The sequence below is a fragment of the Micromonospora sp. WMMD967 genome (assembly GCF_029626165.1).
Taxonomy (GTDB): Bacteria; Actinomycetota; Actinomycetes; order Mycobacteriales; family Micromonosporaceae; genus Micromonospora; species Micromonospora taraxaci.
In genome coordinates this window covers 6,187,299-6,210,749 of sequence record NZ_JARUBK010000001.1, presented here as the reverse complement: position 1 = coordinate 6,210,749, position 23,451 = coordinate 6,187,299, and the positions used below count along the sequence as shown (strand labels likewise).

The window sequence follows — 23,451 nt, the reverse complement described above, 5'->3', positions numbered from 1 at the left end:
TGTAGTCAGCGTGGGCGTCGCAGGGGCATCACCCGGAAGGTCCACATCGGACGCTGTCAGAGGGCGGGGGTGAAGCTCTGCCGGATCATCGGCAAGTATGCCGCGTTGACCTGCCAGTCGAACTCTTTTGTCAACCACGAGACGGTGTAGGAACGTTCGGCCGAGGTGTTGGCCAGCAATCGGAAGCTGTGCACCTGCTCGCCGGCGGCGTTCTCCCAACCGCATTCCCACACGGCGCCGCCCTCGAAGATGTCCATCGCGGAGATGTCCACCTTGCGGTAGGCGGGCAGCAGCCCGTCGCCGGTGGTGAGCCGCGTTTCCTCGGTTTGCCAGTACGCCACCGGGTCGGCCCGCGCCGGCCCCGACTCGACACTGAGCACCTTAGCCCCGCCCGGTTCCCGGAAGCAGGTCACCGACCCCTCGGTCCAGCGCGCCCAGCCGATCGGTGCGGCGATCCGGAAGCCGGTCGGATCGTCGTGCCAGGTCCAGCCTTCGCGCAGCCGGTACCGGGCCTCGGCGGGCGCGACCGACGCCACCGGAGTCGAGGCGGGCGGTGGCGGCGGTGGTGTGGAGCAGGCGAAGGCGGCCGGTCGGGGGGTCGACACGCCTCCGCCGGAGCCGGACGGTGGCGTCTGTGCGTCGTGGCGGTTGACCAGGGCAACCGCGACGCCTCCGGCGACGAGCAGCGCCGTGGCGGCACCCCCCAGGGCGAGCAGCCGCCGGCGCGACCGGCGGAGACGACTCGTCGGCGGGGTCGCCGACGGCGTCGGAGGGTCGGGGTAGCCGACCCCGTCCGTTGGGGCGGCAGCGCGGCCACGACCCGCGCTGCGTACCGCCGCCACCGCCGAGGACCGGGGCGGGCCCGTTGGCTCGTCGTTCTGCGCCGCCGCGTGGTGCAGCAGGGATTCCGCCTCCGCCGCGGTCAACCGCCGCCACGGGTCGCGCTGAAGGAGGCCGACAAGGACGGGACCCAGCGCCCCGGCCCGCCGCATCGGGTCCGGTGGCTCGGTGGCCAACGCGCTGAGCGTCGCCATCGCGCTCGACCGGGCGTACGGCGACTGACCCTCGACCGTCGCATAGAGCGTCGCGCCCAGCGACCACAGGTCGGTGCGCTGATCCGACACCCCTTCGCGGGCCCGCTCGGGGGCGACGAACTGCGGTGAGCCGAGCACCGTGCCCGGCCCGGTCATCGCCCCCTCGCCGCCGTCGAAGGTGGCCAGCCCGAAGTCGGTGAGCACCACCCGACCGTCGTCGGCCACCAGCACGTTGTGCGGTTTCACGTCGCGGTGCAGCACCCCGGCTGCGTGGGCGGCCCGCAGCGCGGCGAGCACCGCCAGCCCGATCCGGGCGGTGCGCTGCGGGCTCAACGGCCCCTCGGCGCTGATGATCTGCTGCACCGACCGGGACGGCACGTACTCCATCACGATCCAGGGGCTCTCCCGGTCGTGCACGACGTCGTAGATGCGGACCACGTTGGGGTGGTTGAGCCGAGCCGCGGTACGGGCCTCCCGCAGGGTCCGCAGCCGTAACTCCTCGCGTTCGGATTCGGCCAGCCAGGACGGTGGCACGATCTCCTTCACCGCCACGTCGCGGTGCAGCATCTCGTCGCGCGCAAGCCACACCCGGCCCATTCCGCCGGTGCCGACCAGGTCGAGCAGCCGGTACCGACCCGCGATCAGCAACTGCTGCACGGTCGCTCCCCCTCGGTCACCCCGAGTTACACGATAGCCACCGTGGCGGCATTTCTCATCCGCTGAGCGGCCTCGATCCACGCCGGACGGTGGTCCGGATCATGACCATACGGTGCAGGTCAGGGGGGTGGTCGGAAACTATTTCGGACGCGTTCCCAGTCGGGCGCACCCCCGGCCCAGTCCTCGTCGTCGGTGATCCAGCCGAGCGTCCAGCGGCCAGCCCCGATCACCTGTTGCCGAGCGTGCAGCCACCGGCTGCCGAAGGGGGCCTTCCAGCGGCACTCCCACTCCGCGCCATCGTCGGTCGCGGCGAGCCGGATCTCGTCGTACTGCGGAAGCGCCCCGGCTGCGCTGGCCGCGTCGCGGGTCGCGCGCAGCCGGGCCAACGGGTCGGCGCTGTCGCCCCCGTCGACGCTGAAGGCCCGGCCGGTCGTCGGGTCCTGGAAGCAGGTCACCCCACCGTCGCGGGATTGGTACCAGGTCGCCGGCACGGAGACCCGGAAGCCGCTGCTGTCGGCGTGCCAGACCCAGCCGGGCGGAGGCCGGAACCGTTCGCCCGAGGCCGGCGTGCCGGCCCGTACCGGCGTACCGACGATATGCGGGCGGACACACGCGAACGGCGGCGGAGGGACGTCCCGGCCACCGGGCGGCGGGCCGGGCCGGTCGGGGCCCGGGCCGGGCCCGGGGCGGCCCGGCCCGCCACCGTCGAACGGACCGTTCTGCGGCTGCTGGGAGGACGGGCCCCCGGTGTCGGCGGGCTCGTCGTCGGTGAGGGTCAGCGTGGCGCCGACGCCGGCCGCGGCGGCCACCAGCAGCGCTACGGCGACCAACGCCAGCCGACGGGGGGTACGCCCCCCACCCGCCCGCTCCGAGGTCGGCGCGGCGGTGGTCGGGTCGCTCGGGCGGCGACCCGGGTCGGGCAGCGGCACTGTCGGGTCCTGCTCATCGCCACCCTGGACGACGGCGGGCACCCCCACCAGGCCCGGTGTGGACGCCGGCCGGTCCGGCACCGGCGGTCGGTCGGACACCGGCGGCGGTTCGGGGCGGCCGGTCGCCGCGGCGGTGAGCAGCCGGCGGGCCGCGTCGTGGTCGAGGCGGTCGCGCGGGTCGCGGCGCAGCAACCCGTCGAGCACCGGCGCGAGCTGCCCGGCGTGCGGGGCCGGGTCCGGAGGCCCGGCGGCCAGCGCGCTCAGCGTGGCCATCGCGGTGCTGCGGGCGTACGGGGAGCGACCCTCCACCGCGGCGTGCAGGGTCGCCCCGAGTGACCACAGGTCGGCGGCGACCGTGGACACCCCCTCGGCGGCTCGCTCGGGGGCGACGTACTGCGGGGACCCGAAGACCATGCCGGGGCGGGTCAGCACGCCGTCACCGCCGTCGAAGGTGGCCAACCCGAAGTCGGTGAGCATCACCCGCCCGTCGTGTGCCACGAGCACGTTCTGCGGTTTGATGTCGCGGTGCAGCACCCCTGCGGTGTGCGCGGCGTGCAGCGCGTCGAGCACCGCCAGGCCGATCCGGGCTGCCCGGGCCGGCTCCAACGGCCCCTCGGCGTCGAGCACGTCCTGCAAGGTGCGCGACGGGACGTACTCCATCACGATCCACGGGCTGCCCTCGACCGGGACGACGTCGTAGAGCCGGACCACGGCGGGATGGTTGAGCCGGGCGGCGGCGCGTGCCTCCCGCAGGGTGCGCGAGCGCAGCTCGTCCCGTTCGTGGTCGGCCAGCCAACTCGGGGGGACGATCTCCTTGACCGCGACCTCTCGGTGCAGCATCTCGTCGTGGGCGCGCCACACCCGACCCATGCCCCCGCGGCCGACCAGGTCGAGCAGCCGGTACCGACCAGCGATCAGCACCTGCGCACGCTCCTCCTCAGCCGCTGTCCGGGCTACACCCTAACCAGCGGATCGGAAGCTACCTATAGCTCGTCGGACGTATCTCAGCACGCGGCGGGGTCGAGGCGGGCGAGCAGATTGCCCTCCGGAATGGCGATCCGGGAGCTCCCGCCCGCCAGTCGGGCGGCGGCCCGGCGGGCCTGTAGGGGGCCGTGTTCGCGTCGGGCGGCGGTGTAACTCGCGGCGGTACGGGCAGCGATGCTGGCCCAGCCGTACCGCTGGCCGACCATGGTGCGGGCCCGGCGCGCCACCCGCCGGGCGAAGACCTCGTCACCGAGCAGTTGACCGACCGCTCCGGCGAGCGCGTCCGGGTCGCTGTGCGGGAACGTCACACCGGTGACGCCGGGCTCGACGATCTCGGCGAGCCCGCCGGTGCGGGCCACCGCGAGCGGTGCGCCGGCGGCCGCCGCCTCCAGCGCCACCATGCCGAACGGCTCGTAGAGGCTGGGTACCACCGTCGCATCGGTGGCCCCGAGCATCGCCGGCAGCTGGGTGGAGTCGAGGAAACCGGTGAACCGCACCGTCGAGCTGAGCGCCATTCGTCGGGCCTCGGCCTCCAACTCGGCGCGGTACGGGCCGTCCCCGGCGATCACCACGCGCAGCCCCGGGTGCTCCTTACGAAGTCGGGGCACCGCGTGCATCAGGTGCTGGACGCCCTTCTCGTAGACCAGTCGCCCGGCGTACCCGACCAGAGGGCCGTCGCCGGCGAACCGCGCGCGGGCCGACGCGACCGCCCGTGGTCGCGCCCGCCAGGCCCGGTCGTCCACCCCGTTGGGCACCACGTCGACCTGCGTCGCCGGCACGTCGAACAGCGTGGTGACCTGCTCGCGCATGTATCCCGAGCAGGCGATCACCCGGATGGAGGCGCCGCTGAGCCAGTGCTCGACGCCGTGGATCGTGCGGTTCATCTCCTCCGGCAGCCAGCCCTGGTGCCGGCCCGCCTCGGTGGCGTGCATGGTGGTGACCAGGGGCAGGTCCAGGTGCTCGGCCAGGGTGACGGCGGTGTGGGCGACGAGCCAGTCGTGGGCGTGGATGACGTCGTAGGTGCCGGCCTCGGTGGCGCGCAGCGCGGCACGGGTGAGGGTGTGGTTGAACGCCATGGTCCAGGCCAGCAGGCTGCTGGTGGCGAGGGGGAAGGTGACCGGGTCCTCGGGGGCGCGCAGGATGCGCACGCCGTCGGCGTACTCCTCCAGGGGTGCGCCCTCGGAGTGGCGGGTGACGACGGTGACCTCGTGGCCGGCGGCGGCGAGGGCGACGGAGAGGGCGTGCACGTGGCGGCCGAGGCCGCCGACGAGCACCGGCGGGTACTCCCAGGAGAGCATCAGCACCCGCAGTTGCCGGGCGGGGTGGATGTCGATCACGTGGGCGTCGGGTGACATGCGGCCCCCTTTGAGTTGTCCCCGGGCGCGCGCCGACCGACACCGGAGCCGGTGTCGCCGTCGCGTCTGGATCGGGGCCAATCCTGCCGGGATCGAGATAACCAGCGGAGACACTGCCGTTGCGGTCGTGTAAAGCGCTACTGGCTCTTTCGGCGCACCCGCAGCAGCTCGGCCACCGACCACGCCTGGAAGGGGCAGCCGGTCGCGGCGTGCGGCGCGAGGCCGTCGGCCGTCTCGCTCACCGAGCCTAGCCCATATTCGGTCAGATGCGCCTCGATACCGACGAACACGTCATCGACCGACATCTTGCCCTTGCGGCACGCGTCCACGTACGGCCCGAGCAGCCACGGCCAGACCGTGCCCTGGTGGTAGCCGCCGTCGCGCTCGGCGGGACCACCCCGGTGCCGGCCCACGAACTCCGCCGCGTCGGGGGCGAGACTGCGCGGCCCGAGCGGCGTGAGCAGCCCATCGCCGATACGCCGCAACGTGGTCTCGTCCGGGTCCATCGGCGCGTACGGCAGCGACCAGGCCAGCAGTTGGTTGGGGCGCAGCGCGTCGTCGTCGTGCAGGGCGGCCCCGCCCAGCGGGTACGCGGGCGCGGGCGCGTCCAGCACGTCGTGCAGCCAGCCGGTCGGCGCGGGGTAGCGCTCCCGGAACGAGGCGGTGGCTTGCCCGTGCCGTCGCCACAGCTCGTCCGCGTTTCGCCCCGCCAGCTCGGTCAGCTCCGCTAGCCCGGCCAGGCCGTTGATCCACAACGCGTTGACCTCCACCGGCTTGCCGGTACGCGGGGTGACCGGCACCCCGTACACCCGGGCGTCCATCCAGGTCAGCGCGGTGCCGGGGGCACCCTGGCTGAGCAGCCCGTCGGCCGGGTCGACGGCGATCCCGTACCGGGTGCCGGCCACGTGGGCGTCGACGACCTGACCCAACGCGGGCAGCAGCTCGTCACCCAGGTCGGTGTCACCCGTGACGGTGACGTGCCGACTCACCGCGTGCAGGAACCACAGCGTGCCATCGACGGTGTTGTACTCCACCCGACCGGTGTCGGCCGTGTTGGCGAGCATCCCCTCGGACAGCGTCGCCGCGTACGCCCGCAGCAGCTCCCGACCCTCGTCGGCGCGACCCGTGCAGAGGAACAACCCCTCGTAGGAGATCATCGTGTCCCGCGACCAGGCGCCGAACCACGGATAGCCGGCCACCACGTCGACGGCCCGCCCGCCGGGGCGCACCACGAACGCGTCAGCGGCCAGCGTGAGCGTCGCCTCGACCGGGTCGGCCGGCTTCGCCGCCGCCACCACCTGCCGGTTGCGCCGTCGGGCCGTCTCCACGATCTCGGTGGCCGGCGGCGGCTCCTCGTCGAGTCGACCGGCCCACGCCCGCACCGACACCGTGTCGCCGGGGCGTTCCAGTTCGCCGACGAACCGCCCCGCGTACCACAGGTCCTCGTCCGGGTTCAGGCCCCGATTGGCCTCCTCACGGTGGTGTACGCCCAGCCACCACTGCCCCTCGGGCAACCAGCCCGGCCCGGACAGCCGGTACGCGCCTTCCACCACCGCGCCGTCGGCCACCGCCTCGACCTGCGGAACCGGGCCGTCGGCCCGCCGTTCGCCGTGCGCGTCGCGCCAGGTGCAGGCGGCCGACAGCTCCAGCCGGACGGGCCCGCCGGCGACCAGCCGGTGCACCACCGACACGCAGGAGCGGCCGGGCAGCATGGCCACCTCCCGCTCGATCACCACCGCGCCGATCCGCCACCGCCACCGGGGCAGGCCGTCGACCAGGTCGAAGCGCTCCAGCAACTCGAAGCCACGCGGGTCCACGTCGCCGGAGGACCACTCGTGCGCGCCGAGCCGCACCCGCGCGCCGGACGGCAGCGTGACCGCCGGGTCGAGGCTGACCAGTCCCACCTGGCGGGACGCCGGCGTTTCGCCGGGAACGACCAGCAAGCCGTGGTACCGGCGCGTCCGGAGCCCGCCGACAGTGCCCATCGCGTACCCGCCGAGGCCGTCCGGGACCAGCCACTCCCGGCTCGCGGCGCTGGTCAGATCGCCGCAGACCTGGGGGCCGAAACGCATGTCGATCAACTTTCCTCCACCTGCGGCGAGGTGTAACACGCCACGACGAGAATGGCCGCTGTGGTCAAGCACCCCGGCGACGTCAAAGATGTGCACGTGATCACTGACGGATCGTCCTCCGACGCCTCGCCACCCGACGCTGAGCGGCTCCGGCTCGCCCAGGCCGACTCGGGGGAGCAGGACTGGCGTGCATGGGGTCCCTATCTGTCCGAACGGGCGTGGGGGACGGTACGGGAGGACTACAGCGAGCACGGTACGGCCTGGGACTACTTCCCGCATGACCACGCGCGGTCCAGAGCCTACCGGTGGAATGAAGACGGAATGGCCGGCGTCTGCGACGACCGGCAGACCTTCGCCTTCGCCCTCGCGCTCTGGAACGGCAAGGACCCGATCCTCAAGGAGCGGATGTTCGGCCTCGGCGGCGACAGCGGCAACCACGGCGAGGACGCCAAGGAGTACTGGTGGTATCTCGACAGCACCCCGACGCACTCCTGGATGCGTTGGCGCTACCACTACCCCCAGGCCGCCTTCCCGTACGACGAACTCGTCGCGGTGAACGCGGTGCGCGGCCGCGACGACACCGAGTACGAGCTGGTGGACACGGGGATCTTCGACGAGGACCGGTACTGGGCGGTGACCGTCGACTACGCCAAGGCGTCCCCGACCGACCTCTGCATGGTGGTGACCGTCGCCAACCGGGGCGACGAGGCGGCGACCCTGCACGTGCTGCCCACCCTGTGGTTCCGTAACACCTGGGCGTGGGGCCTGCCCGGCGGCGACCGGATTCCCCGGATCACCGGTCAGGGCACCCGGCTCGTCGGCGAACACCGGGTGTTCGGCCAACTGCTGCTCGAAGGCGACGGGGGCCCGGTGCCGCTGCTCTGCGACAACGACACCAACGCCGAACGTCTCTGGGGCCTGCCCGGCCGCTCGAAATATCCCAAAGACGGCATCAACGACCACGTCGTCAACGGCGCGGCCACTGTCAACCCCGACCGGGAGGGCACCAAGGGCGCGCTGCACTACGTGCTCGACGTGCCCGCCGGCGGGCAGCGTCAGATCCGGCTGCGGCTGACCCGCACCGCGTCACCCCCGGCCGCCGCGCCGCCGCCCCCGGCCGACCTCAGCGCCGGCTTCGAGGCAGTGGTGTGGGCGCGGCGGGCCGAGGCGAACAGGTACTTCGCCGGGGTGATCCCGCCGACCGCCAGCCCCGACGAGGCGCTGGTGGCACGGCAGGCCATCGCCGGGCTGATGTGGGGCAAGCAGTTCTACCACTTCGACGTCAAACGCTGGCTCGAAGGAGACCCCGGCTCCACCCCGCCGGCCGGCCGCCGGCACGGGCGCAACAGCGCCTGGTGGCACATGACCAGCTTCGACGTCATCTCCATGCCCGACCCCTGGGAATACCCGTGGTACGCGGCCTGGGACCTGGCCTTCCACTGCGTGAGCATCGCCCGGGTCGACCCCGGCTTCGCCAAGGACCAACTGCTGCTCCTGTTGCGCGAGTGGTACCTGCACCCCAACGGGCAGATCCCGGCGTACGAGTGGGCGTTCGGTGACGTGAACCCGCCGGTGCACGCGTGGGCGGCGCTGAAGGTGTTCGAGATCGACGGCGGGCGGGACTACGAGTTCCTGGCCCGGGTGATGCACAAGCTGCTGCTCAACTTCACCTGGTGGGTCAACCGCAAGGACACCGGCGGCAACAACGTCTTCGAGGGCGGCTTCCTCGGGCTGGACAACGTCGGGCCGTTCGATCGTTCGGCGGCGCTGCCGGTGGCCGGTGTGCTGGAGCAGTCCGACGGCACCGGCTGGATGGGCATGTACGCGCTCAACCTGCTCGACATGGCCATCGTGCTCGCCGAACACGACCGGACCTGGGTGGACACCGCCACCAAGTTCTTCGAACACTTCGCGTACATCGCCGCCGCCGCGTACGAGCAGGGGCTGTGGGACGACGAGGACGCGTTCTTCTACGACGTGCTGCGCCTCGCCGACGGTACGAAGGTGCCGCTCAAGGTCCGCTCGGTCGTCGGGCTGCTGCCGCTGGCCGCCACCACCCGGCTCACCGCGCGGACCCTGCACCACCTGCCCGAGCTGGGCGCGCGGTTGCGCTGGTTCCTGACCAACCGCCCGGAGTACGCCCAGGTGATCGGCACCCGCCGGCTGGGTCCGGACGGCCGACAGCAACGGCTGCTGTCCATGGTCGGCCCGGAGCAGGTGGTCCGGCTCCTCGCCCGGATGCTCGACCCCGACGAGTTCCTCTCCGACTTCGGCCTGCGGACGCTCTCCCGCGCGCACCTGGACAAACCGTTCTCGGTCACCCTCGGCGGGCAGGAGTTCTCCGTCGGCTACGAGCCGGCCGAGTCGACGAGCGGCCTGTTCGGCGGCAACTCGAACTGGCGCGGTCCGATCTGGATGCCGACGAACTTCCTGCTGATCAGCGCGCTCCGCGACTACGCGGCGTTCTTCGGCGACGACCTCCAGGTGGAGTACCCGACCCGCTCCGGCGTGAAGCGCACTCTGGACGAGATCGCCGACGACCTCTCCGCCCGGCTGATCTCGCTGTTCACCCAGGACGACTGGGGTCGCCGGCCGATCTACGGCGCCGCGCAGATGTTCCAGACCCACCCGGACTGGCGCGACCTGGTCGCCTTCCCCGAGTACTTCCACGGCGACAACGGGGCCGGCCTGGGCGCCTGGCACCAGACCGGCTGGACGGCCCTGGTGGCCGACCTGATCCTCACGTTGCGCCGCTGACGTCCCCCGAAACCCGCGCCCCGCCCGGGCCCGGCCCGGGCGGGCCCCGCCCGTGCGGGCCTCGCCCCGTGGGCCTCGCCCCGCTCAAGATCCGCGCAACATCGGTGATGTTGCTGCCTCCGGCGTCCTTGAGACAGCAACATCACCGAAAGTGTGCGGATCTTGCGGGCGTGGAGCGGCATGATGGCGCTCGATCCTTGTTGTAGTGGTGTCGACCGAAGCAGGAGGCCACTACATGCTGGATCGAGCACGATCATGCCGGGGCGCGGGGCGCGGGGCGCGGGGCGCGGGGCGCGGGGCGCGGGGCGCGGGACGCGGGACGCGGGACGCGGGGCGTGGGGGCGCGTGCGGGTGCGCGGTGCGTTCTGCGCGCGGAGTGGGTCAGGGGGTGACCAGACCCAGCTTGATGAGGCTGTCGGCCGTTTCGGTGATGGTGGTCTGCACCGGGCGGGGGCGCCAGCCGAGCACCGTACGGGCCTTGTCGTTGCTGATCACCGGGACCTGGCCCCGAAGAGCGGCGGCCTCGTGCAGGGCCGGTTCGGTCGCGGCAGCCCGTAGGACCTCCTCGTCGGTGAGCTCCCGCGCGGGCACCCGGTCGGCCAGGTTCGGCAGGTGCCGCGCCAGCATCTGTGCCATGTCGAGGAAGCTGATCGACGGACCGCCGACGCCGATGAACCGCTCGCCGGCAGCGTCCGGGTGCAGCATCGCGCGCAGGTGCAGGTCGACCACGTCCCGGACGTCGACGACACCGAAGTACATCCGGGGTACGACCGGCATCGCTCCGGTGAGGAACGCCTGCACCAGGCCGGTCGACGCGGAGACCCGTGGCCCCAGCAGCGGCCCGAAGATGCCGGTCGGGTTGACGACGCTCAGCTCGACCCCGCCGTTCTCCCGGACGTAGTCCCAGGCTGCGCGCTCGGCGAGCGTCTTCGACCGGTGGTACGCCGGGATGTCGTCGTCCACGTTGGTCCAGTCCGCCTCGCTGTATCGACCGTCGGGCTTCACCGTGTAACCCACCGCCGCGTACGACGAGGTCAGCACAACCCGTCGTACCCCGGTCTTCCGTGCGGCGCGCAGGACGCGCAGCGCTCCGTCGCGGGCGGGCCGGATCACCTCGTCGTCGTCCTCTGGCGGGGTGAATGGAAACGGCGACGCGTGGTGCAGCACGTACCGGGCCCCGTCGGTGGCCTCGGCCCAGCCCTCGTTGGAGGACAGGGCCGCGGTCCAGAACTCGACCCGGCCGTCCGGGTTCGCGCCGGCCTGCCGAACCCGGTCGAGCACTTCGTCGCGCTGGCCCGCCTCGCGGACACTGACCCGCACCCGGTAGCCCTCGTCGAGCAGTCGGGCGACGGAGTACCCGCCGACGTGGCCGGTGGCACCGGTCACCAACACCAGGGCGTCGTCGGTGGCGCGAAGCTGAATGTCGTTCAACATTGTTTGTCCCATCGTTGCTCAGAAACGTCGCAGAACATGCTCGACCTGCTCGATCGCGCGCTCCTCGGCATCCGCGTCGCCCCGGTACCGCGCGTCCCACATGTCCGCCTTGCCGCGCATGTAGGCCTGGCGTACCCGTAGGCGTTCGATTTCCCCGGACAGCCGGTCCGCGTGCCGGGCGAAGAGGTCACGCTGTTCGGCAGCCGCAGCACGGTCGCCCTCGTCGAGCAGCGTCAGGTAGCGGCGCATCTCCGCGACGCTCATCCCGGACGACCGAAGGCAGGCAAGGGCGTCGACGCGTTCGGCGAGCGCGGCGTGGTAGCGGCGGTGACCGCTGCTGTCGTCGCGCGGGACCGGGCCGAGCAGGCCGATCTTCTCGTAGTAGCGCAGCGTCGGCTCACTGAAGCCCGACCGTTGGGCCATCTCCTGGATGGTCAGGGGCGGTTCTGTCCGCTCCCGATCCGCCTTCGTCGCTGCCATGACTGAAGCGTCCCCAACTTCAAGCGCTTCAAGTCAAACGATGTGATCGGAGCGACACCGAGCAAGATCCGCGCAACTTCCCTGATGGTGCTGCATCACGGCGGCCGCAGGCAGCACCGTCAGCGAAATTGTGCGGATCTTGCGGGGCGGGTCGGTGGTACGGCGGGGTACGGCTGGGCGCTGGGCTCGACGTGCCGTTGGGTGGCTCATTCATTAACGTGAGTGCGCATGGGGGAGTCGGTGCAGCCGGTGGGCGAGACGGTCGTTCTCGGGCAGTCGCGGGTGTGGCCCGCCGTCGCGATACCGGGCGTGCTCCTGGCCGCGATGATCGTGGTCGGGGTGCTCTTCGATGTGCTCAACTGGACGGCGCTGCTGTTCGGTGCCGCGTCGGTCGCCATCGCGTTCACCCGCTGGCAGAACGCGGTGCTCGCGGACGACGTCGGGCTGCTGATCCGCGATCGTCAGGGCCTCCGCCGCTCGTACGCCTGGACGGAGATCGAGCGGATGGGCTGGCTGGACGCGGGGATGTGGGGCAGCACCCTGGAGGTGTATCCCCGAGGCGGCCCGTACGACGTGCCGGGGCCCAACGCGTCGACGAGGGTGGGCCGCATCTGGCGACCCCGGCGGCGGCACCTCGCCGACCCGATGCCCGCGCTGCTCAAGACCCACGGCATCAAGGCGCTGTCGGACAGCTGAACCCGAGCCGCCGAGGCGCGTTAGCCGTCTGCCTCGACCTGCCTGGCCTTCCACCGGTGACGGCGGACCGCCGCGACGGCGACGGCCAGGGCGAGGAGCAGTGCGACGACACCTTTCCAGGCCCGCTCGCCCCACGGTCGATCGTCGCCGAACGCGGCCTCGCCGGCCATCATCAGCCACAGTCCCACCCATGCCCACTGCCAGCCGCGCGGCCGGGAGAACCGTGCGGGCGGGTCGGAGAACACGCCGATCAGCACAACGGCGGCGCCGGCGACCATGAGTAGCGGCGCACCGACACGCAAGGCGATCTCCCATGGGGACATCGACAGATCATGGCATCCGGTCAGCCGCCGAAGGGCTCGGGTCCGAGCCGACCCCAGGCGACGAAGGCGGCCACCGCGAGGTAGAGCAGGTTCAGCACGATGAACTTCGCCTCGTCGTGGCGCAGGTGGGTGATCACGGCGCCGACCATCAGCAGGACCCAGCAGATCGCGGTGATCGGGACCAGCACCGGTGCGATGTCGAGCACGGCGGGCAGGATCAGGCCGACCGCAGCCAGGATTTCGAGGATCCCGAGGGTCTTGACGAAGCCCACGCTGGCTTCGGCGGTCCACCCGCCGCCGTTGGCAGCGGCCAGCTTCTCCTTGGGTACGAACGTCTTGGTGACGCCGCCGAGCAGGGCGACTGCGGCCAACAGTCCGGCCGCGATCCACAGTGCCAGGTTCATGAGGTTCCTTCCGTCTCGGTTCGACCACGGGACACCGCCGACCTGCTCGCTGTGACAGGGGTGCCGGGGTGACACCGCCCACGCCTGCCCGGTGTCACAGTCGGCACGGCACCGGTGTCTCGTGGGCGATGCCATCGGGATCGACGAGACTGGAGCCAGATGTGGTGGGCACATTCCGGACCTGGGGAGCGAGGCCATGACCGAGGACGGCCGGGCGGGCCCCGCCGTCGACGCGTTCATCGCCCACCGGAACCTGCTCTTCACCGTGGCCTACGAGATGCTCGGCTCTGCTGCCGACGCTGAGGACGTACTCCAGGAGACCTGGCTGCGGTGGGCGGACGCGGATCTGTCGGCGGTGCGGGACCAGCGCGCGTACCTGGTCCGGATCACCACCCGGCAGTCGTTGAACCGGCTGCGGACGGTCGGGCGGCGCAGGGAGTCTTACGTCGGCTCCTGGTTGCCGGAGCCGTTGCTGACCGCGCCCGACGTCGCCGACGACGTCGAACTCGCCGAGAGCGTCTCGATGGCGATGCTGCTGGTGCTGGAGACGCTCGCGCCGACCGAGCGGGCGGTGTTCGTCCTGCGCGAGGTCTTCGACCTGGGCTACGACGAGATCGCCGACGCCGTCGACAAGAGTGCGGCCGCCGTCCGCCAGATCGCCCACCGGGCGCGGGCGCACGTCGCCGCGCGTCGGCCTCGCGGGACGGTCTCCCCGGCCGAGACCCGGCGCGCGCTCGACGCGTTCCGGCGGGCCGTGGAGACCGGCGACGTGCAGGCCCTGCTCGACGTTCTCGCACCGGACGCCGTGTTCCTGGGCGACGGCGGCGGGATCAAACAGGCGGTGCTGCGGCCGGTCGTCGGGGCCGACAAGGTGGCCCGACTGCTGGCCAGCACGGAGGCCAGGGCCGCCGCCATGTCGTTGCGGCCAGCCCAGGTCAATGGCTACCCGGCGCTGGTGCTCCGGTTCGACGGCGAGATCGACACGGTGGTCGCGCTGCGCATCGACGACGGCCTCGTCAGCGCGCTCTACGCCGTGCGTAACCCGGAGAAGTTGTCGCACATGCGGCGGGAGACGACCCTGCGTCGTTGAGGACCGTCGTCTAGTACGGCGGCGTCGGTGTCTCCCGTGGGTGTCGGCGGGAACGTCGTGCGTCCGCGCCCGCGACGCCGAGCAGCACCACGGCGGCGGCCGCCCCGGCGGTGAGCGGTTCGAGGTGCACGGCTACCGGCACCAGCAGGCCGAGGGCGAGGAGGCCGGCCAGCCGGGAGCGGGAGACCCGGGCGAACACCTGGTGTTCGAGGGCCGTTCGTCCGGCGAGGAAGAGCGCCGGACCGCCGAGGATGGCGATGAGCCAGACCGCCGGGAGGTGCCCGAGGGGTTCGGTGATGAACAGTTCGAAGCCGACGCCGGTGAGGACGATTCCCGCGATCATGGTCAGGTGGGCGAACGCCATGTCGGTGGCGAGTCGATCGGCGTGACGGGAGCGGGCGACGGCGGCGTCCAGCACCTTTCCCGCGACGTGGAAGTAGATCCGCCAGAGCAGGACGGTGCTCGCCAGTGCGAGAACGAAGCCGGCGGCCTGGTCGACGTGGAATCCGCTGCTGCTGAACGCCACCCCGATGACGAAGATCGCCTCACCGATCGCGATGAGGAGGAACTGTTGGTACCGCTCGGACAGGTGCTCGGCGGCGATCATCCGGCCGCCGATCCGTTGCCTGCCGATCCGGGGAGTCGGCCAGCCGAGGGCCAGCCCGCCGTAGTCGATCAGCAGGGCGATCGACCAGAGTGATCCTCGGATCGTGCCGTCGTCGGCCAGGCCGCCGACGACCCAGAGCGGTGCGCTCAGACCGAACCAGATGATGACGCGGAGGGTCTGCCGTGGATCGGGCTGGCCGTGTGCGGCGAGGTGGAAGTAGACCACGCGCCCGATCTGGAGACACACGTAGGTGATGGCGAAGAGCGGTGCCTGCGCGCCGAAGCCGTCGGGCACCGCGACGGCCATCGTCATGGCGCCGAGCATCGTGATGACGATGACGGTCTGGACCACCGGTGCCTCCGGGTCCAGCCAGCTGGTCGACCAGACGGTCAACGACCAGACGGCCCAGAGCGCCAGGAACAGCAGAAGCGCCTGACCGAGACCCGCGAGAACGCCACGCTGGCCGTCGGTGAAGTCGTCGATCACGCGTGCGGAGATGCGGGTGAGGGCGAAGACGAAGACCAGGTCGAGGAAGAGCTCCAGGAATGTCGCCCGCTGGAGAGTGGCTTCGCCGCGAACCAGTGGCATTCGCCGGTTCCCGTTCATCGACCTGCCACGGCTCGGTGCCGCCGAACGAGCACGTGCCCTCCCGTCGCGGTGATCTCCTTGCCTAACGAGCCAGGGGGCGACTGTGGCACGTGGGGGGAGGTGGCGCGCCCACCGCAACAGTCACCAATCTGTCACCACGCGGCTACCGGAGGGGTGCGGGCTTACGCTCGTGGGCGTGCCCGGACCTGCCGAGAAGGCCACCGAACAGGACCGGCGTGACCTTCTCGTCACGGTCGCGCGTGAGTTGGCTGAGGCGGAGGGTTGGGCGGGAGTCAGCACCCGCCGGCTCGCCGAACGGGCCGAGATCGACATCGGTGACGTCTACCGACACTTCGCCGACCTGGAGGCGTTGCTCGCCGCCGTCGCCGTGTGCGCGTTCGCCGACCTGGCCGCCGATCTGGCGGAGGCACACGCCGAAGCCGTGGACAGCCCCGACGGCGCGTGGCCGGCGGTCGCGACCGCGTACCTCGACTTCGCGTACACGAATCCGGAGGTCTACGACGCGATGCTCGCGCTGACCCCCGACCTGGCGCTCGGCGCGGATGGTGTGCCGGCCGCGCCACGGGCGGTCTTCGCCGAGCTGCGGGCGGCCCTGACACCCCTGGCCGAGGGAAGGGACCCGGACACCTTCGCCGAGGTGGGATGGAGCCTGTTGCACGGGGTGGTGATGCTGACCCGCGGCGGGCGACTCCGACCCGACGGGCAGGAGGAACGGGAGTCGTTGATCGCACAACGTCTGTTGCGGTGGCCCAGCCCGTCGAGCAGGAACTCGGTGGGCGTGACGGGCGACATGCCCTAAAGTTCCGGACCGCATCAGCGTGATCGCGAGGGGGCGGCATGACAGCGGACGGCGTGGTGGCGCGGCGGCAGGCGAAGGTGTTGATTTTCGATGCGGACGACACCCTGTGGGAGAACAACGTCGTCTTCGAGCGGGTGATCGACGACTTCCTGTCCTGGCTGGACCACCCCACACTGGACCGGGTCGCGCTGCGCGCCGTCCTCGACGACATCGAGCGGGCCAACGCGGTGGCGCACGGGTACGGCAGCAAGGTCTTCCTGCGCAGTCTGGGGGAGTGTCTGGAGCGGCTGCGCGCACGCCCGGCCACCGAGGCTGAGCGCCTGGAGATCGACCGGTTGGCCGTGGCGCTCGTGGAACACCGGGTCGAGCTGATGCCCGGGGTGGCCGAGGCGCTCGACGACCTGGCGAGCCGGCACGAGCTGCTGTTGCTGACCAAGGGCGACCGGGAGGAACAGCAACGCAAGCTGGACGCCTGCGGCGTGCTGCACCACTTCGGGGCCGCGCACATCGTGCGGGAGAAGAACGCCGAGACGTACCGGTGGCTGGTCCGGGAGCACGGCTTCGACCCGTCCACCGCGTGGATGATCGGCAACTCCCCGAAGTCCGACATCCTGCCGGCGCGGGCGGCCGGGCTGAACGCGGTGTTCATCCCGAACGAGAACACCTGGGTGCTGGAGGACGACGAGCTGGACCCGACCGACGACGGCGTCCTGCGGCTGGCCGCGTTCCGGGACCTGCTCCGCCACTTCTGACCACCGCAGACCCGGAACCACGACAGCGCTGGCGACATTCATCTCGTTACGTCGAGATGCCGTTTTTTCAGCGTGACGTCAGACCGCCGCCGGAGGTCGGTCGTGGCTTGTCCGGCCCGCCGTGACCCGCCTAACCTGTGCCGGCGCTGCCGGCCCCACCGGGGATGCCGGCACGCCGGCCTTCGGTTGGTGGGCACCGTGGAGCTGAGTGCAGAGCGGCGGCTCGCCCCGTGCACGCGTGGGCGACGGGGTGCCGGAGCTGTCCGCTCACCCATCGGACGGCCGGGGGTCAGGGCCGGGTAGTTGCGGACCCGGTCCTGACCCGACCACGCACACACCACCTCCGGCGCGTGGGGCAGACAAGAGCCGGGCGGACGGTCAGGATGGCGGAATGAAGCGCAGATCTCTCCTGTTGGGCGCCGCGGCGGGCCTCGCCGTGCCGGCCGTGCTCACCCCGACCGCGCCGGCGCTCGGCGCGACCAGGCCGCCGGCCCCGACGTGGGGGGCCACCGTGCCGGCTCCGCGCCGCGCCCGCTCGACGGTGCCACGCCGCAACCTGGCCGCCCGTCTGACCACCCTGCCCACGCAGACCAGGCAGGTGATCGTGGTGGGCGCGACCAGTTACACCACGACGTACGCCAGCCTCGAGGCGTACGTCAAGGTCCGGGGTCGCTGGCAGCCCGCCTCGTCGGCGTTGCCCGCGCGGCTCGGCTCGAAGGGGTTCAGCGACAACCACGTGGAGGGGGTGCCGACCACTCCCACCGGGGTCTACTCGATCGGCCCGACCATGTACGGCATCGCCGCCAACCCCGGTGTGCGCTATCCGTACCACCGGCTGGTCAGCGGTGACTGGTGGAACGAGAACCCGTCGTCGGCGCGCTACAACACCTTCCAGCACAGCTCGACGAACCCGGGCGGGGCCAGCGAGGCGCTGTGGCAGGAGACCCCCGCGTACACGCACTTCGCGGTGATCACCTACAACATGCCGCCGAACGTGGCGACGCCGGTGCCGAACGCGGGCAGCGGCATTTTCCTGCACCAGTTCAGCACCAGCGGCGGCAACGCCACCGCCGGCTGCGTCTCGCTGGCCCGCGACCACCTGGTCGACGTGCTCACCTGGCTCGACCCGGCGCTCTCGCCCCGGATCGTGCTCAGCCCCTACGCCCAGCTCGGCCGCTATTGAGGCCGGCGGGGCTCAGCTTGCCTCGCGCCGGACGATGGCGACCGCCACGCGACAGAACTCGTCCATGTCCGGGTTGAAGCCGGCGGCGATGTCGGGATGCAACCCGGAGCGGGTCTCCTCCAACAGGCGTTGGCAGACCTGCTCGACCGGCTCGCCGGCGTAGTCGGCGCGGACCCGGTCGGTGGCGGCCTGAAGCGCCGAGGTCAGCTGCTCCTCCAGCGGGCCGCGCAGCTTCTGCTGCACGGGGTCGAGCCCGCGGGGGTCGAGCGTGACATGTGGCTCCGACATCGGTGCTCCCTTCGTCGGCGTCCGCGGTACCCCACCGCGGACGTCGGTCAAACCCCGTTCGGTGCGGCGGCGACCCGCACCTGGTATGAGAAGTCCTCCGCCGGCTCCTCGTGGTACGACAGGCGGCGGATCTGCCGGTCGTCCTCGTAGAGGGCGACGTCCACCAGGACGCCGAGGTGGCTGAGGCCGATGGACGACACCCGCTTCTTGTCCTGCAAGACCGCGCAGACGCCGCCGAGCAGGGTGCTGGCGTCGGCCGTACGGTGCCCGGGCGGGCATCGCAGGACCAGGTCGACCTCGACCGGCCCGGGCAACGGCGTCCAACCGGTGCGCTGGGCCGCGGTGAGAGCGGCCTGGAGCAGGGTGCGGACCCTCGTCGCCTGACGATGCCCGGCGGCGAAGATGGACAACGCTTCGGTCTTGACCGGTGGCAGGCCGCTCACCTCGAATGTCAGGGCGAGAGCGCGGGTGTCCTGCACGACGGCACCTCCTCGTTGGGACGATCCTGCCGAACCGGGGGAGCGGCGGTGCGACGTTCCCGCGATTACCAACCGATCGGGCAGGTTGGGGTCGGCCGAGGCGTGTCGACGACGGCGGCGAACGCGCTGGCTGCGGCGCTAGGAAAACGCTAGTCGACGCCGCCCGCGCTGGGTAGTCGGTCGTTCACCCGGTTGGCCGCGGTGCGAATGCGCAGAACTCGTTGCCCTCCGGGTCGGCCAGCACCCACCAGCGGCTGCGCTCGGTCGGCTCGGCCAGCACCGTCGCACCGGCGTCGACCAGCGCGTCGGGTTGCGGGTTCACCAGCTCGACGTCCCAGTGCATGCGGTTCTTGACCGTCTTGGGCTCGGTGACCCCGTCGAACACCCAGCTCTCCCAGGGAAGACCGGCGGCACCGAGCACCGACGCTTCGGTCGGTCCGTACTCGACGGTGCCGCCGAGCACGCCGGCCCACCAGGTCGCCTGTGCGGTCGGGTCGATCGTGTCCACCACCAGGTGGACCGGGCCGGGCCGGGTGCCCTCGCCCGCGGGGAGCGCGCAGAACTCGTTGCCCTCCGGGTCGGCCAACACCCACCGGTCGGCGCCGGCGCCCGGTTCGCTGACCAGTCGGGCACCGTCCGCGAGCAGCGGCGCCGGGTCCGCGTCGGCCAACCGCAGATCCAGGTGTACGCGGGTCCGGCCGACCCTCGGCTCGGGCACCCGGTTCACCCAGATCGACTCGGCGTCCGAGCGGGCCGAGCGGGGGTCCACCCGGGTGTCGCCGTCACCGGCGTCGGCCACGTCGGCGTCGAGCATGCGGGCCCAGAAGCCGCCCAGGGCGAGCGGGTCGGCGGCGTCCAGGCAGAGGTCCTTGAAGCGCGCGATCATGCTGTCAGCATGCCTGGTCCAGGCGCACCGTGGGGCGAGCGACGCGTCGCGGAGTCGGTGCCGCCCGCCGCCTCGCCGACGCCCGCCCCCGCGCCCGCCCCGCCCCGGTCGATCATGGAGTTTTGGTGGGTGACAAACTCCCCGCACAACCCCAAACCAGGCACCACAACTCCATGATCGACCGGGTCGGGCTGGGTCAGTGCTTTTTGGCGTACGCGATGAACGCCTTCCAGGCTGTTGGGTCGACGTGCAGCGTGCCGCCGTCGCGGTCCTTGGTGTCGCGCACCAGCACCACGGTCGGCAGGTTGTCGGCGACCTCGACGCAGGACCCGCCGTTGCCGCCGGACCGGGTCGACTTGCGCCACTGCGGGTTCAGAATGTCCATGACTTCGCCACTTCCCTGATCAGCTCGATGCTCTGCCGACGGAGCACCGCCTCGTCCAGGACGGCGATGAGCTGTGGCGGGCGCGGGCGGTGCAGGATCGCCTGCCGCTCCAACCTTGACGCGACGATCCGGTCGACGTCCTCGGCGTCGAACCGCCCACCCGCCAGCGTGGCGCGGGCGTACCGCTCGGTCTGCAACAGGCCCGGCACGTACGACAGCTCGAACCAGCGCAGCGTGGTCGCCTCCCGCTCGAACTCGATCCACTCGCGGAGCCAGGCCGGTTCGGCGTCCAGCCGGCCCAACCGGTCCAGCAACCGTTGGAAACGGTCGCCGGTCTCGTGGTGGATGTCGACCGCCCGCATGTACTCCTTCGTGGGAGGCCGTCCGCCGGTCTCCACCGAGCGAGGCGACGACCCAGCTCACCCAACTCCACCCCGACCACCCGCCGGCCCGGATGACCGAGCGCTTCCCCTCCTGGGCCAGGGCCCGCACCTGACCCCGGCTCGACCGTCAAGCATGTCCGGCTTCGTGGCGTCTGCGTCGGGCTGGCGCAAGCGGAGTCGCCCCTCGCGAAGCGAGCACTCTGCCGACCAGTCGCCCCCGGGATGGAAGTTGGCCCCATAGATCTTGGACAGTTTCCGTTCCGCCTGAACGGAAACTGTCCAAGATCGCCAGCTGCGGCGGATCACGCGGCGGGGTCAGGTCGCGAGACATCTGGTCCTGCCGTAACCGGAGATCAACTCGCCGCGACACGTCCGCGATCGACAGCCGCTCGGCGGCAGCCCCTCCACACGCCCCAACCAGGTGCGTCGTACATCGGCCTGCAGTCAGGTTTCGTGGCTTCGCGAGCGGGGCAGTGTAGCCGCACGGAGCATCTGAGCCGTCGTGTTTCCGCAGTTCACGGGCTTGGGATGACTCGCCGTGCGCCGGGGCACGGATGGCCCCTCCCCGGTTTCGCCGAAGAGAGGGGGAGGGCGATGACGGACCCCGACACGGCTCGACACCGACGCCGGCCGATTGTGCGACTCGGGGCGGCGGCTGCCACGCTGGCGCTCGTCGCACCGCTGGCCGCGTGCGGCAGCGACGACGGTGGTGGCGGCACACCGACCATCAACCTGTACTACCCGCCCGAGCAGAACCTGCAGAAGGTCGTCGACGACTGCAACGCGCAGGCCCAGGGGCGGTACGAGATCGCCTACCGGGTGCTGCCCCGGCAGGCCGACGACCAGCGGGTGCAGATGGTGCGCCGGCTCGCCGCCGAGGACACCGGCATGGACGTGCTCGGCCTGGACGTGACCTGGACCCAGGAGTTCGCCAGCGCCAAGTGGATCCGGGAGTGGACCGGCCAGGACAAGGCCGAGGCCGAGCAGGGCACCCTCGCCGGGCCGCTGGAGACCGCCCGCTACGAGGACAAGCTGTACGCGGCCCCGAAGAACACGAACGTCCAGCTGCTCTGGTACCGCAAGGACCTGGTGCCGCAGCCGCCGACCACCTGGGATCAGATGATCAGCGCGGCCCAGCAGCTCAAGGAGCAGGGCAAGCCGTACCAGGTGCTCACCATGGGTGCCCAGTACGAGGGCCTGGTCGTCCTCTACAACACCCTGGCCGAGAGCGCCGGCGGGAAGATCCTCACCGACGACGGCTCGAAGGCGGCGATGGACGAGGGCGCGGTGCGGGCGTTGGACCAGCTCAAGCGCTTCGCCACGTCGGGCGTGACCTCGCCGTCGTTCAGCAACGCCACCGAGGACCCGGTCCGGCTGGAGTTCCAGTCCGGCGCCGGCGCGTTCCAGGTGAACTGGCCGTTCGTCTACCCGGCGCTCCAGGAGGCGGACCCGGAGCTGGCCAAGCAGGTCGGCTGGGCGCGGATCCCGGGCGTCGACGAGGGCACCCCCAGCAAGGTCACCATCGGTGGCGTCAACCTGGCGGTCAGCTCCTACTCCCGGCACCCGGAGCTGTCCTTCGAGGCGGCCCGGTGCATCCGCAGCGCCGAACACCAGAAGTTCTCCGCCATCAACGACGGCGTGCCGCCGACCATCGAGGCCGTCTACGACGACCCGGAGATGACCGAGGCGTACCCGATGAAGGACACCATCCTGGAGGAGCTGAAGGACCCGGCGACGCGTCCCCTCACCCCCGCCTACCAGAGCATCTCCACAGTGATGTCGGCGATCCTGTCGCCGCCGTCGGGGATCCGCCCGCAGCAGACCGCCGACGAGCTGCGCAAGGCCATCGCCGACGCCCTCGAGTCGAAGGGGGTGCTTCCGTGAGCATCAACGCCACGTCGACCGGCGCCGATGTCGCCGCCGAGGCGAGCGACCGGTCCGGCACCGTCCCGAAGCAACGCGGCAGCGGTCGCAAGGCCCCGCTGAGCGCGAACAAGAAGGCCGAACGACGGCTCGGCTGGCTGCTCTGCGCGCCCGCCGCGCTGGTCATGGTCCTGGTGACCGCGTACCCGATCCTCTACTCGGTCTGGCTGTCGTTGCAGCGCTTCGACCTGCGCTTCCCCGACCAGCGGGAGTTCATCGGGTTGGAGAACTACGTCACGGTGCTGACCAACGAGTTCTGGTGGACCGCGTTCGGGGTGACGACCCTGATCACGGTGGTCACCGTGGCCGTCGAACTGGTGCTCGGCATGGGCCTGGCGATCATCATGCACCGCACCCTGGTCGGGCGCGGCCTGGTCCGGACATCCGCGCTCATCCCGTACGGGATCGTCACAGTGGTCGCCGCGTTCTCCTGGCGGTACGCCTGGACGCCCGGCACCGGTTACCTCGCCGACCTGTTCAGCGACGGCGCCCCGCTGACCGAGCGGGCCAGCTCGCTGGCGATCATCATGCTCGCCGAGATCTGGAAGACCACGCCGTTCATGGCGCTGCTGCTGATGGCCGGGCTGGCGTTGGTGCCGGAGGACCTGCTCAAGGCCGCCTCCACCGACGGTGCGACAGCCTGGCAGAAGTTCACGAAGGTGATGCTGCCGGTGATGAAGCCGGCGATCCTGGTCGCCCTGCTGTTCCGCACCCTGGACGCGTTCCGGGTCTTCGACAACATCTACGTGCTCACCGCCGGAGGCAACGAGACGTCGTCGGTGTCGATGCTCGCCTACAACAACCTGCTGCGGGGCCTCAACCTCGGCATCGGCTCGACGATGTCGGTCCTGATCTTCATCACCGTGGCGATCATCGCGTTCGTCTTCGTGAAGCTGTTCGGCACCGCTGCCCCCGGCAGCGACGACGGGGAGAGGCGCTGAC

22 protein-coding genes are annotated in these 23,451 nt (G+C 71.4%); 8 read left to right on the top strand and 14 right to left on the bottom strand.

Annotated features, from left to right (window positions below; genetic code table 11):
* Positions 1–56: 56 nt before the first annotated feature.
* The 4 genes from O7631_RS27875 to O7631_RS27860 all read right to left on the bottom strand — a co-directional run bounded on the left by O7631_RS27875 (position 57) and on the right by O7631_RS27860 (position 7,040).
* Complete coding sequence (locus O7631_RS27875; protein ID WP_278147009.1) at positions 57–1,691, bottom strand: serine/threonine-protein kinase; 1,635 nt, start codon at positions 1,689–1,691, stop codon at positions 57–59.
* Between the two features lie 119 nt (positions 1,692–1,810).
* Positions 1,811–3,541: a serine/threonine-protein kinase gene (locus tag O7631_RS27870; RefSeq protein WP_278147008.1), complete on the bottom strand. Its 1,731-nt coding sequence runs from the start codon at positions 3,539–3,541 to the stop codon at positions 1,811–1,813.
* Positions 3,542–3,624: 83 nt separating this feature from the next.
* Positions 3,625–4,959 (bottom strand): glycosyltransferase family 4 protein, encoded by a 1,335-nt coding sequence (locus tag O7631_RS27865; RefSeq protein ID WP_278147007.1) that lies wholly within the window; start codon positions 4,957–4,959, stop codon positions 3,625–3,627.
* 137 nt (positions 4,960–5,096) lie between these two features.
* A complete protein-coding gene (locus tag O7631_RS27860; protein WP_278147006.1) occupies positions 5,097–7,040 on the bottom strand; it encodes an amylo-alpha-1,6-glucosidase in 1,944 nt (647 codons plus the stop codon).
* A 42-nt stretch (positions 7,041–7,082) separates the two neighbouring features.
* Here O7631_RS27860 and O7631_RS27855 point away from each other — a divergent pair, with 42 nt between their 5' ends.
* Positions 7,083–9,788 (top strand): glucosidase, encoded by a 2,706-nt coding sequence (locus O7631_RS27855; protein ID WP_278147005.1) that lies wholly within the window; start codon positions 7,083–7,085, stop codon positions 9,786–9,788.
* Positions 9,789–10,169: 381 nt separating this feature from the next.
* Here O7631_RS27855 and O7631_RS27850 read toward each other — a convergent pair whose 3' ends face one another.
* Positions 10,170–11,222, bottom strand: a complete 1,053-nt coding sequence (locus tag O7631_RS27850; protein WP_278147004.1) for an NAD-dependent epimerase/dehydratase family protein — start codon at positions 11,220–11,222, stop codon at positions 10,170–10,172.
* Between the two features lie 18 nt (positions 11,223–11,240).
* A complete protein-coding gene (locus O7631_RS27845) occupies positions 11,241–11,702 on the bottom strand; it encodes a MerR family transcriptional regulator (RefSeq protein WP_278147003.1) in 462 nt (153 codons plus the stop codon).
* A 228-nt stretch (positions 11,703–11,930) separates the two neighbouring features.
* Between O7631_RS27845 and O7631_RS27840 the strand changes: the two genes are divergently transcribed.
* Positions 11,931–12,398, top strand: a complete 468-nt coding sequence (locus O7631_RS27840; RefSeq protein WP_278147002.1) for a hypothetical protein — start codon at positions 11,931–11,933, stop codon at positions 12,396–12,398.
* 20 nt (positions 12,399–12,418) lie between these two features.
* Here the strand turns inward: O7631_RS27840 and O7631_RS27835 are convergent, their stop codons facing one another.
* Complete coding sequence (locus O7631_RS27835) at positions 12,419–12,721, bottom strand: hypothetical protein (protein WP_278147001.1); 303 nt, start codon at positions 12,719–12,721, stop codon at positions 12,419–12,421.
* 20 nt (positions 12,722–12,741) lie between these two features.
* Positions 12,742–13,125: a DoxX family protein gene (locus O7631_RS27830; RefSeq protein ID WP_278147000.1), complete on the bottom strand. Its 384-nt coding sequence runs from the start codon at positions 13,123–13,125 to the stop codon at positions 12,742–12,744.
* A gap of 196 nt (positions 13,126–13,321) precedes the next feature.
* On the opposite strand from O7631_RS27830, the gene O7631_RS27825 reads away from it, so the two are divergent.
* Positions 13,322–14,215, top strand: coding sequence for an RNA polymerase sigma-70 factor (locus tag O7631_RS27825; RefSeq protein ID WP_278146999.1), 894 nt, complete (start codon positions 13,322–13,324; stop codon positions 14,213–14,215).
* A 10-nt stretch (positions 14,216–14,225) separates the two neighbouring features.
* On the opposite strand, the gene O7631_RS27820 is transcribed toward O7631_RS27825, so the two are convergent.
* Positions 14,226–15,410, bottom strand: a complete 1,185-nt coding sequence (locus O7631_RS27820) for a low temperature requirement protein A (RefSeq protein ID WP_278146998.1) — start codon at positions 15,408–15,410, stop codon at positions 14,226–14,228.
* Between the two features lie 196 nt (positions 15,411–15,606).
* Between O7631_RS27820 and O7631_RS27815 the strand changes: the two genes are divergently transcribed.
* The 3 genes from O7631_RS27815 (at position 15,607) to O7631_RS27805 (ending at position 18,165) form a co-directional block, all read left to right on the top strand.
* Positions 15,607–16,230, top strand: a complete 624-nt coding sequence (locus O7631_RS27815) for a TetR/AcrR family transcriptional regulator (protein WP_278146997.1) — start codon at positions 15,607–15,609, stop codon at positions 16,228–16,230.
* Positions 16,231–16,268: 38 nt separating this feature from the next.
* Positions 16,269–16,982, top strand: a complete 714-nt coding sequence (locus O7631_RS27810) for an HAD family hydrolase (RefSeq protein WP_278146996.1) — start codon at positions 16,269–16,271, stop codon at positions 16,980–16,982.
* Between the two features lie 391 nt (positions 16,983–17,373).
* Positions 17,374–18,165 carry a L,D-transpeptidase family protein gene (locus O7631_RS27805; RefSeq protein WP_278146995.1) on the top strand — a complete coding sequence of 264 codons (792 nt, stop codon included), beginning with the start codon at positions 17,374–17,376 and terminating at the stop codon, positions 18,163–18,165.
* A 12-nt stretch (positions 18,166–18,177) separates the two neighbouring features.
* Here the strand turns inward: O7631_RS27805 and O7631_RS27800 are convergent, their stop codons facing one another.
* The 5 genes from O7631_RS27800 to O7631_RS27780 form a co-directional block, all read right to left on the bottom strand.
* Entirely contained in the window at positions 18,178–18,453 is a 276-nt protein-coding gene (locus O7631_RS27800) for a hypothetical protein (protein WP_269683309.1), read from the bottom strand.
* 47 nt (positions 18,454–18,500) lie between these two features.
* The gene (locus O7631_RS27795; RefSeq protein WP_278146994.1) at positions 18,501–18,932 is read right to left on the bottom strand and encodes a hypothetical protein; all 432 of its coding nucleotides are present in this window, start codon (positions 18,930–18,932) and stop codon (positions 18,501–18,503) included.
* A 184-nt stretch (positions 18,933–19,116) separates the two neighbouring features.
* Complete coding sequence (locus tag O7631_RS27790) at positions 19,117–19,818, bottom strand: VOC family protein (RefSeq protein ID WP_278146993.1); 702 nt, start codon at positions 19,816–19,818, stop codon at positions 19,117–19,119.
* A 196-nt stretch (positions 19,819–20,014) separates the two neighbouring features.
* A complete protein-coding gene (locus O7631_RS27785) occupies positions 20,015–20,197 on the bottom strand; it encodes a DUF397 domain-containing protein (RefSeq protein WP_278148040.1) in 183 nt (60 codons plus the stop codon).
* Positions 20,191–20,601 carry a Scr1 family TA system antitoxin-like transcriptional regulator gene (locus O7631_RS27780; protein WP_278146992.1) on the bottom strand — a complete coding sequence of 137 codons (411 nt, stop codon included), beginning with the start codon at positions 20,599–20,601 and terminating at the stop codon, positions 20,191–20,193. Before O7631_RS27780 ends, O7631_RS27785 begins: the two co-directional genes overlap by 7 nt.
* 579 nt (positions 20,602–21,180) lie before the next feature.
* On the opposite strand from O7631_RS27780, the gene O7631_RS27775 reads away from it, so the two are divergent.
* Both O7631_RS27775 and O7631_RS27770 read left to right on the top strand, forming a co-directional pair.
* Positions 21,181–22,470, top strand: a complete 1,290-nt coding sequence (locus O7631_RS27775; RefSeq protein WP_278146991.1) for an ABC transporter substrate-binding protein — start codon at positions 21,181–21,183, stop codon at positions 22,468–22,470.
* The gene (locus tag O7631_RS27770; RefSeq protein WP_278146990.1) at positions 22,467–23,450 is read left to right on the top strand and encodes a sugar ABC transporter permease; all 984 of its coding nucleotides are present in this window, start codon (positions 22,467–22,469) and stop codon (positions 23,448–23,450) included. The genes O7631_RS27775 and O7631_RS27770 overlap by 4 nt, the downstream gene beginning before the upstream one ends.
* Position 23,451: the final 1 nt, after the last annotated feature.

Excerpts from the sequence above, each read along its gene's own strand:
- O7631_RS27830 (WP_278147000.1), bottom strand. The coding sequence starts at position 13,125 with ATGAACCTGGCACTGTGGATCGCGGCCGGACTGTTGGCCGCAGTCGCC.
- O7631_RS27865 (WP_278147007.1), bottom strand. The coding sequence starts at position 4,959 with ATGTCACCCGACGCCCACGTGATCGACATCCACCCCGCCCGGCAACTG.
- O7631_RS27840 (WP_278147002.1), top strand. The coding sequence starts at position 11,931 with ATGGGGGAGTCGGTGCAGCCGGTGGGCGAGACGGTCGTTCTCGGGCAG.
- O7631_RS27800 (WP_269683309.1), bottom strand. The coding sequence starts at position 18,453 with ATGTCGGAGCCACATGTCACGCTCGACCCCCGCGGGCTCGACCCCGTG.
- O7631_RS27820 (WP_278146998.1), bottom strand. The coding sequence starts at position 15,410 with ATGCCACTGGTTCGCGGCGAAGCCACTCTCCAGCGGGCGACATTCCTG.
- O7631_RS27810 (WP_278146996.1), top strand. The coding sequence starts at position 16,269 with ATGACAGCGGACGGCGTGGTGGCGCGGCGGCAGGCGAAGGTGTTGATT.
- O7631_RS27790 (WP_278146993.1), bottom strand. The coding sequence starts at position 19,818 with ATGATCGCGCGCTTCAAGGACCTCTGCCTGGACGCCGCCGACCCGCTC.
- O7631_RS27845 (WP_278147003.1), bottom strand. The coding sequence starts at position 11,702 with ATGGCAGCGACGAAGGCGGATCGGGAGCGGACAGAACCGCCCCTGACC.
- O7631_RS27835 (WP_278147001.1), bottom strand. The coding sequence starts at position 12,721 with ATGTCCCCATGGGAGATCGCCTTGCGTGTCGGTGCGCCGCTACTCATG.
- O7631_RS27850 (WP_278147004.1), bottom strand. The coding sequence starts at position 11,222 with ATGTTGAACGACATTCAGCTTCGCGCCACCGACGACGCCCTGGTGTTG.
- O7631_RS27855 (WP_278147005.1), top strand. The coding sequence starts at position 7,083 with ATGGCCGCTGTGGTCAAGCACCCCGGCGACGTCAAAGATGTGCACGTG.
- O7631_RS27825 (WP_278146999.1), top strand. The coding sequence starts at position 13,322 with ATGACCGAGGACGGCCGGGCGGGCCCCGCCGTCGACGCGTTCATCGCC.
- O7631_RS27775 (WP_278146991.1), top strand. The coding sequence starts at position 21,181 with ATGACGGACCCCGACACGGCTCGACACCGACGCCGGCCGATTGTGCGA.
- O7631_RS27805 (WP_278146995.1), top strand. The coding sequence starts at position 17,374 with ATGAAGCGCAGATCTCTCCTGTTGGGCGCCGCGGCGGGCCTCGCCGTG.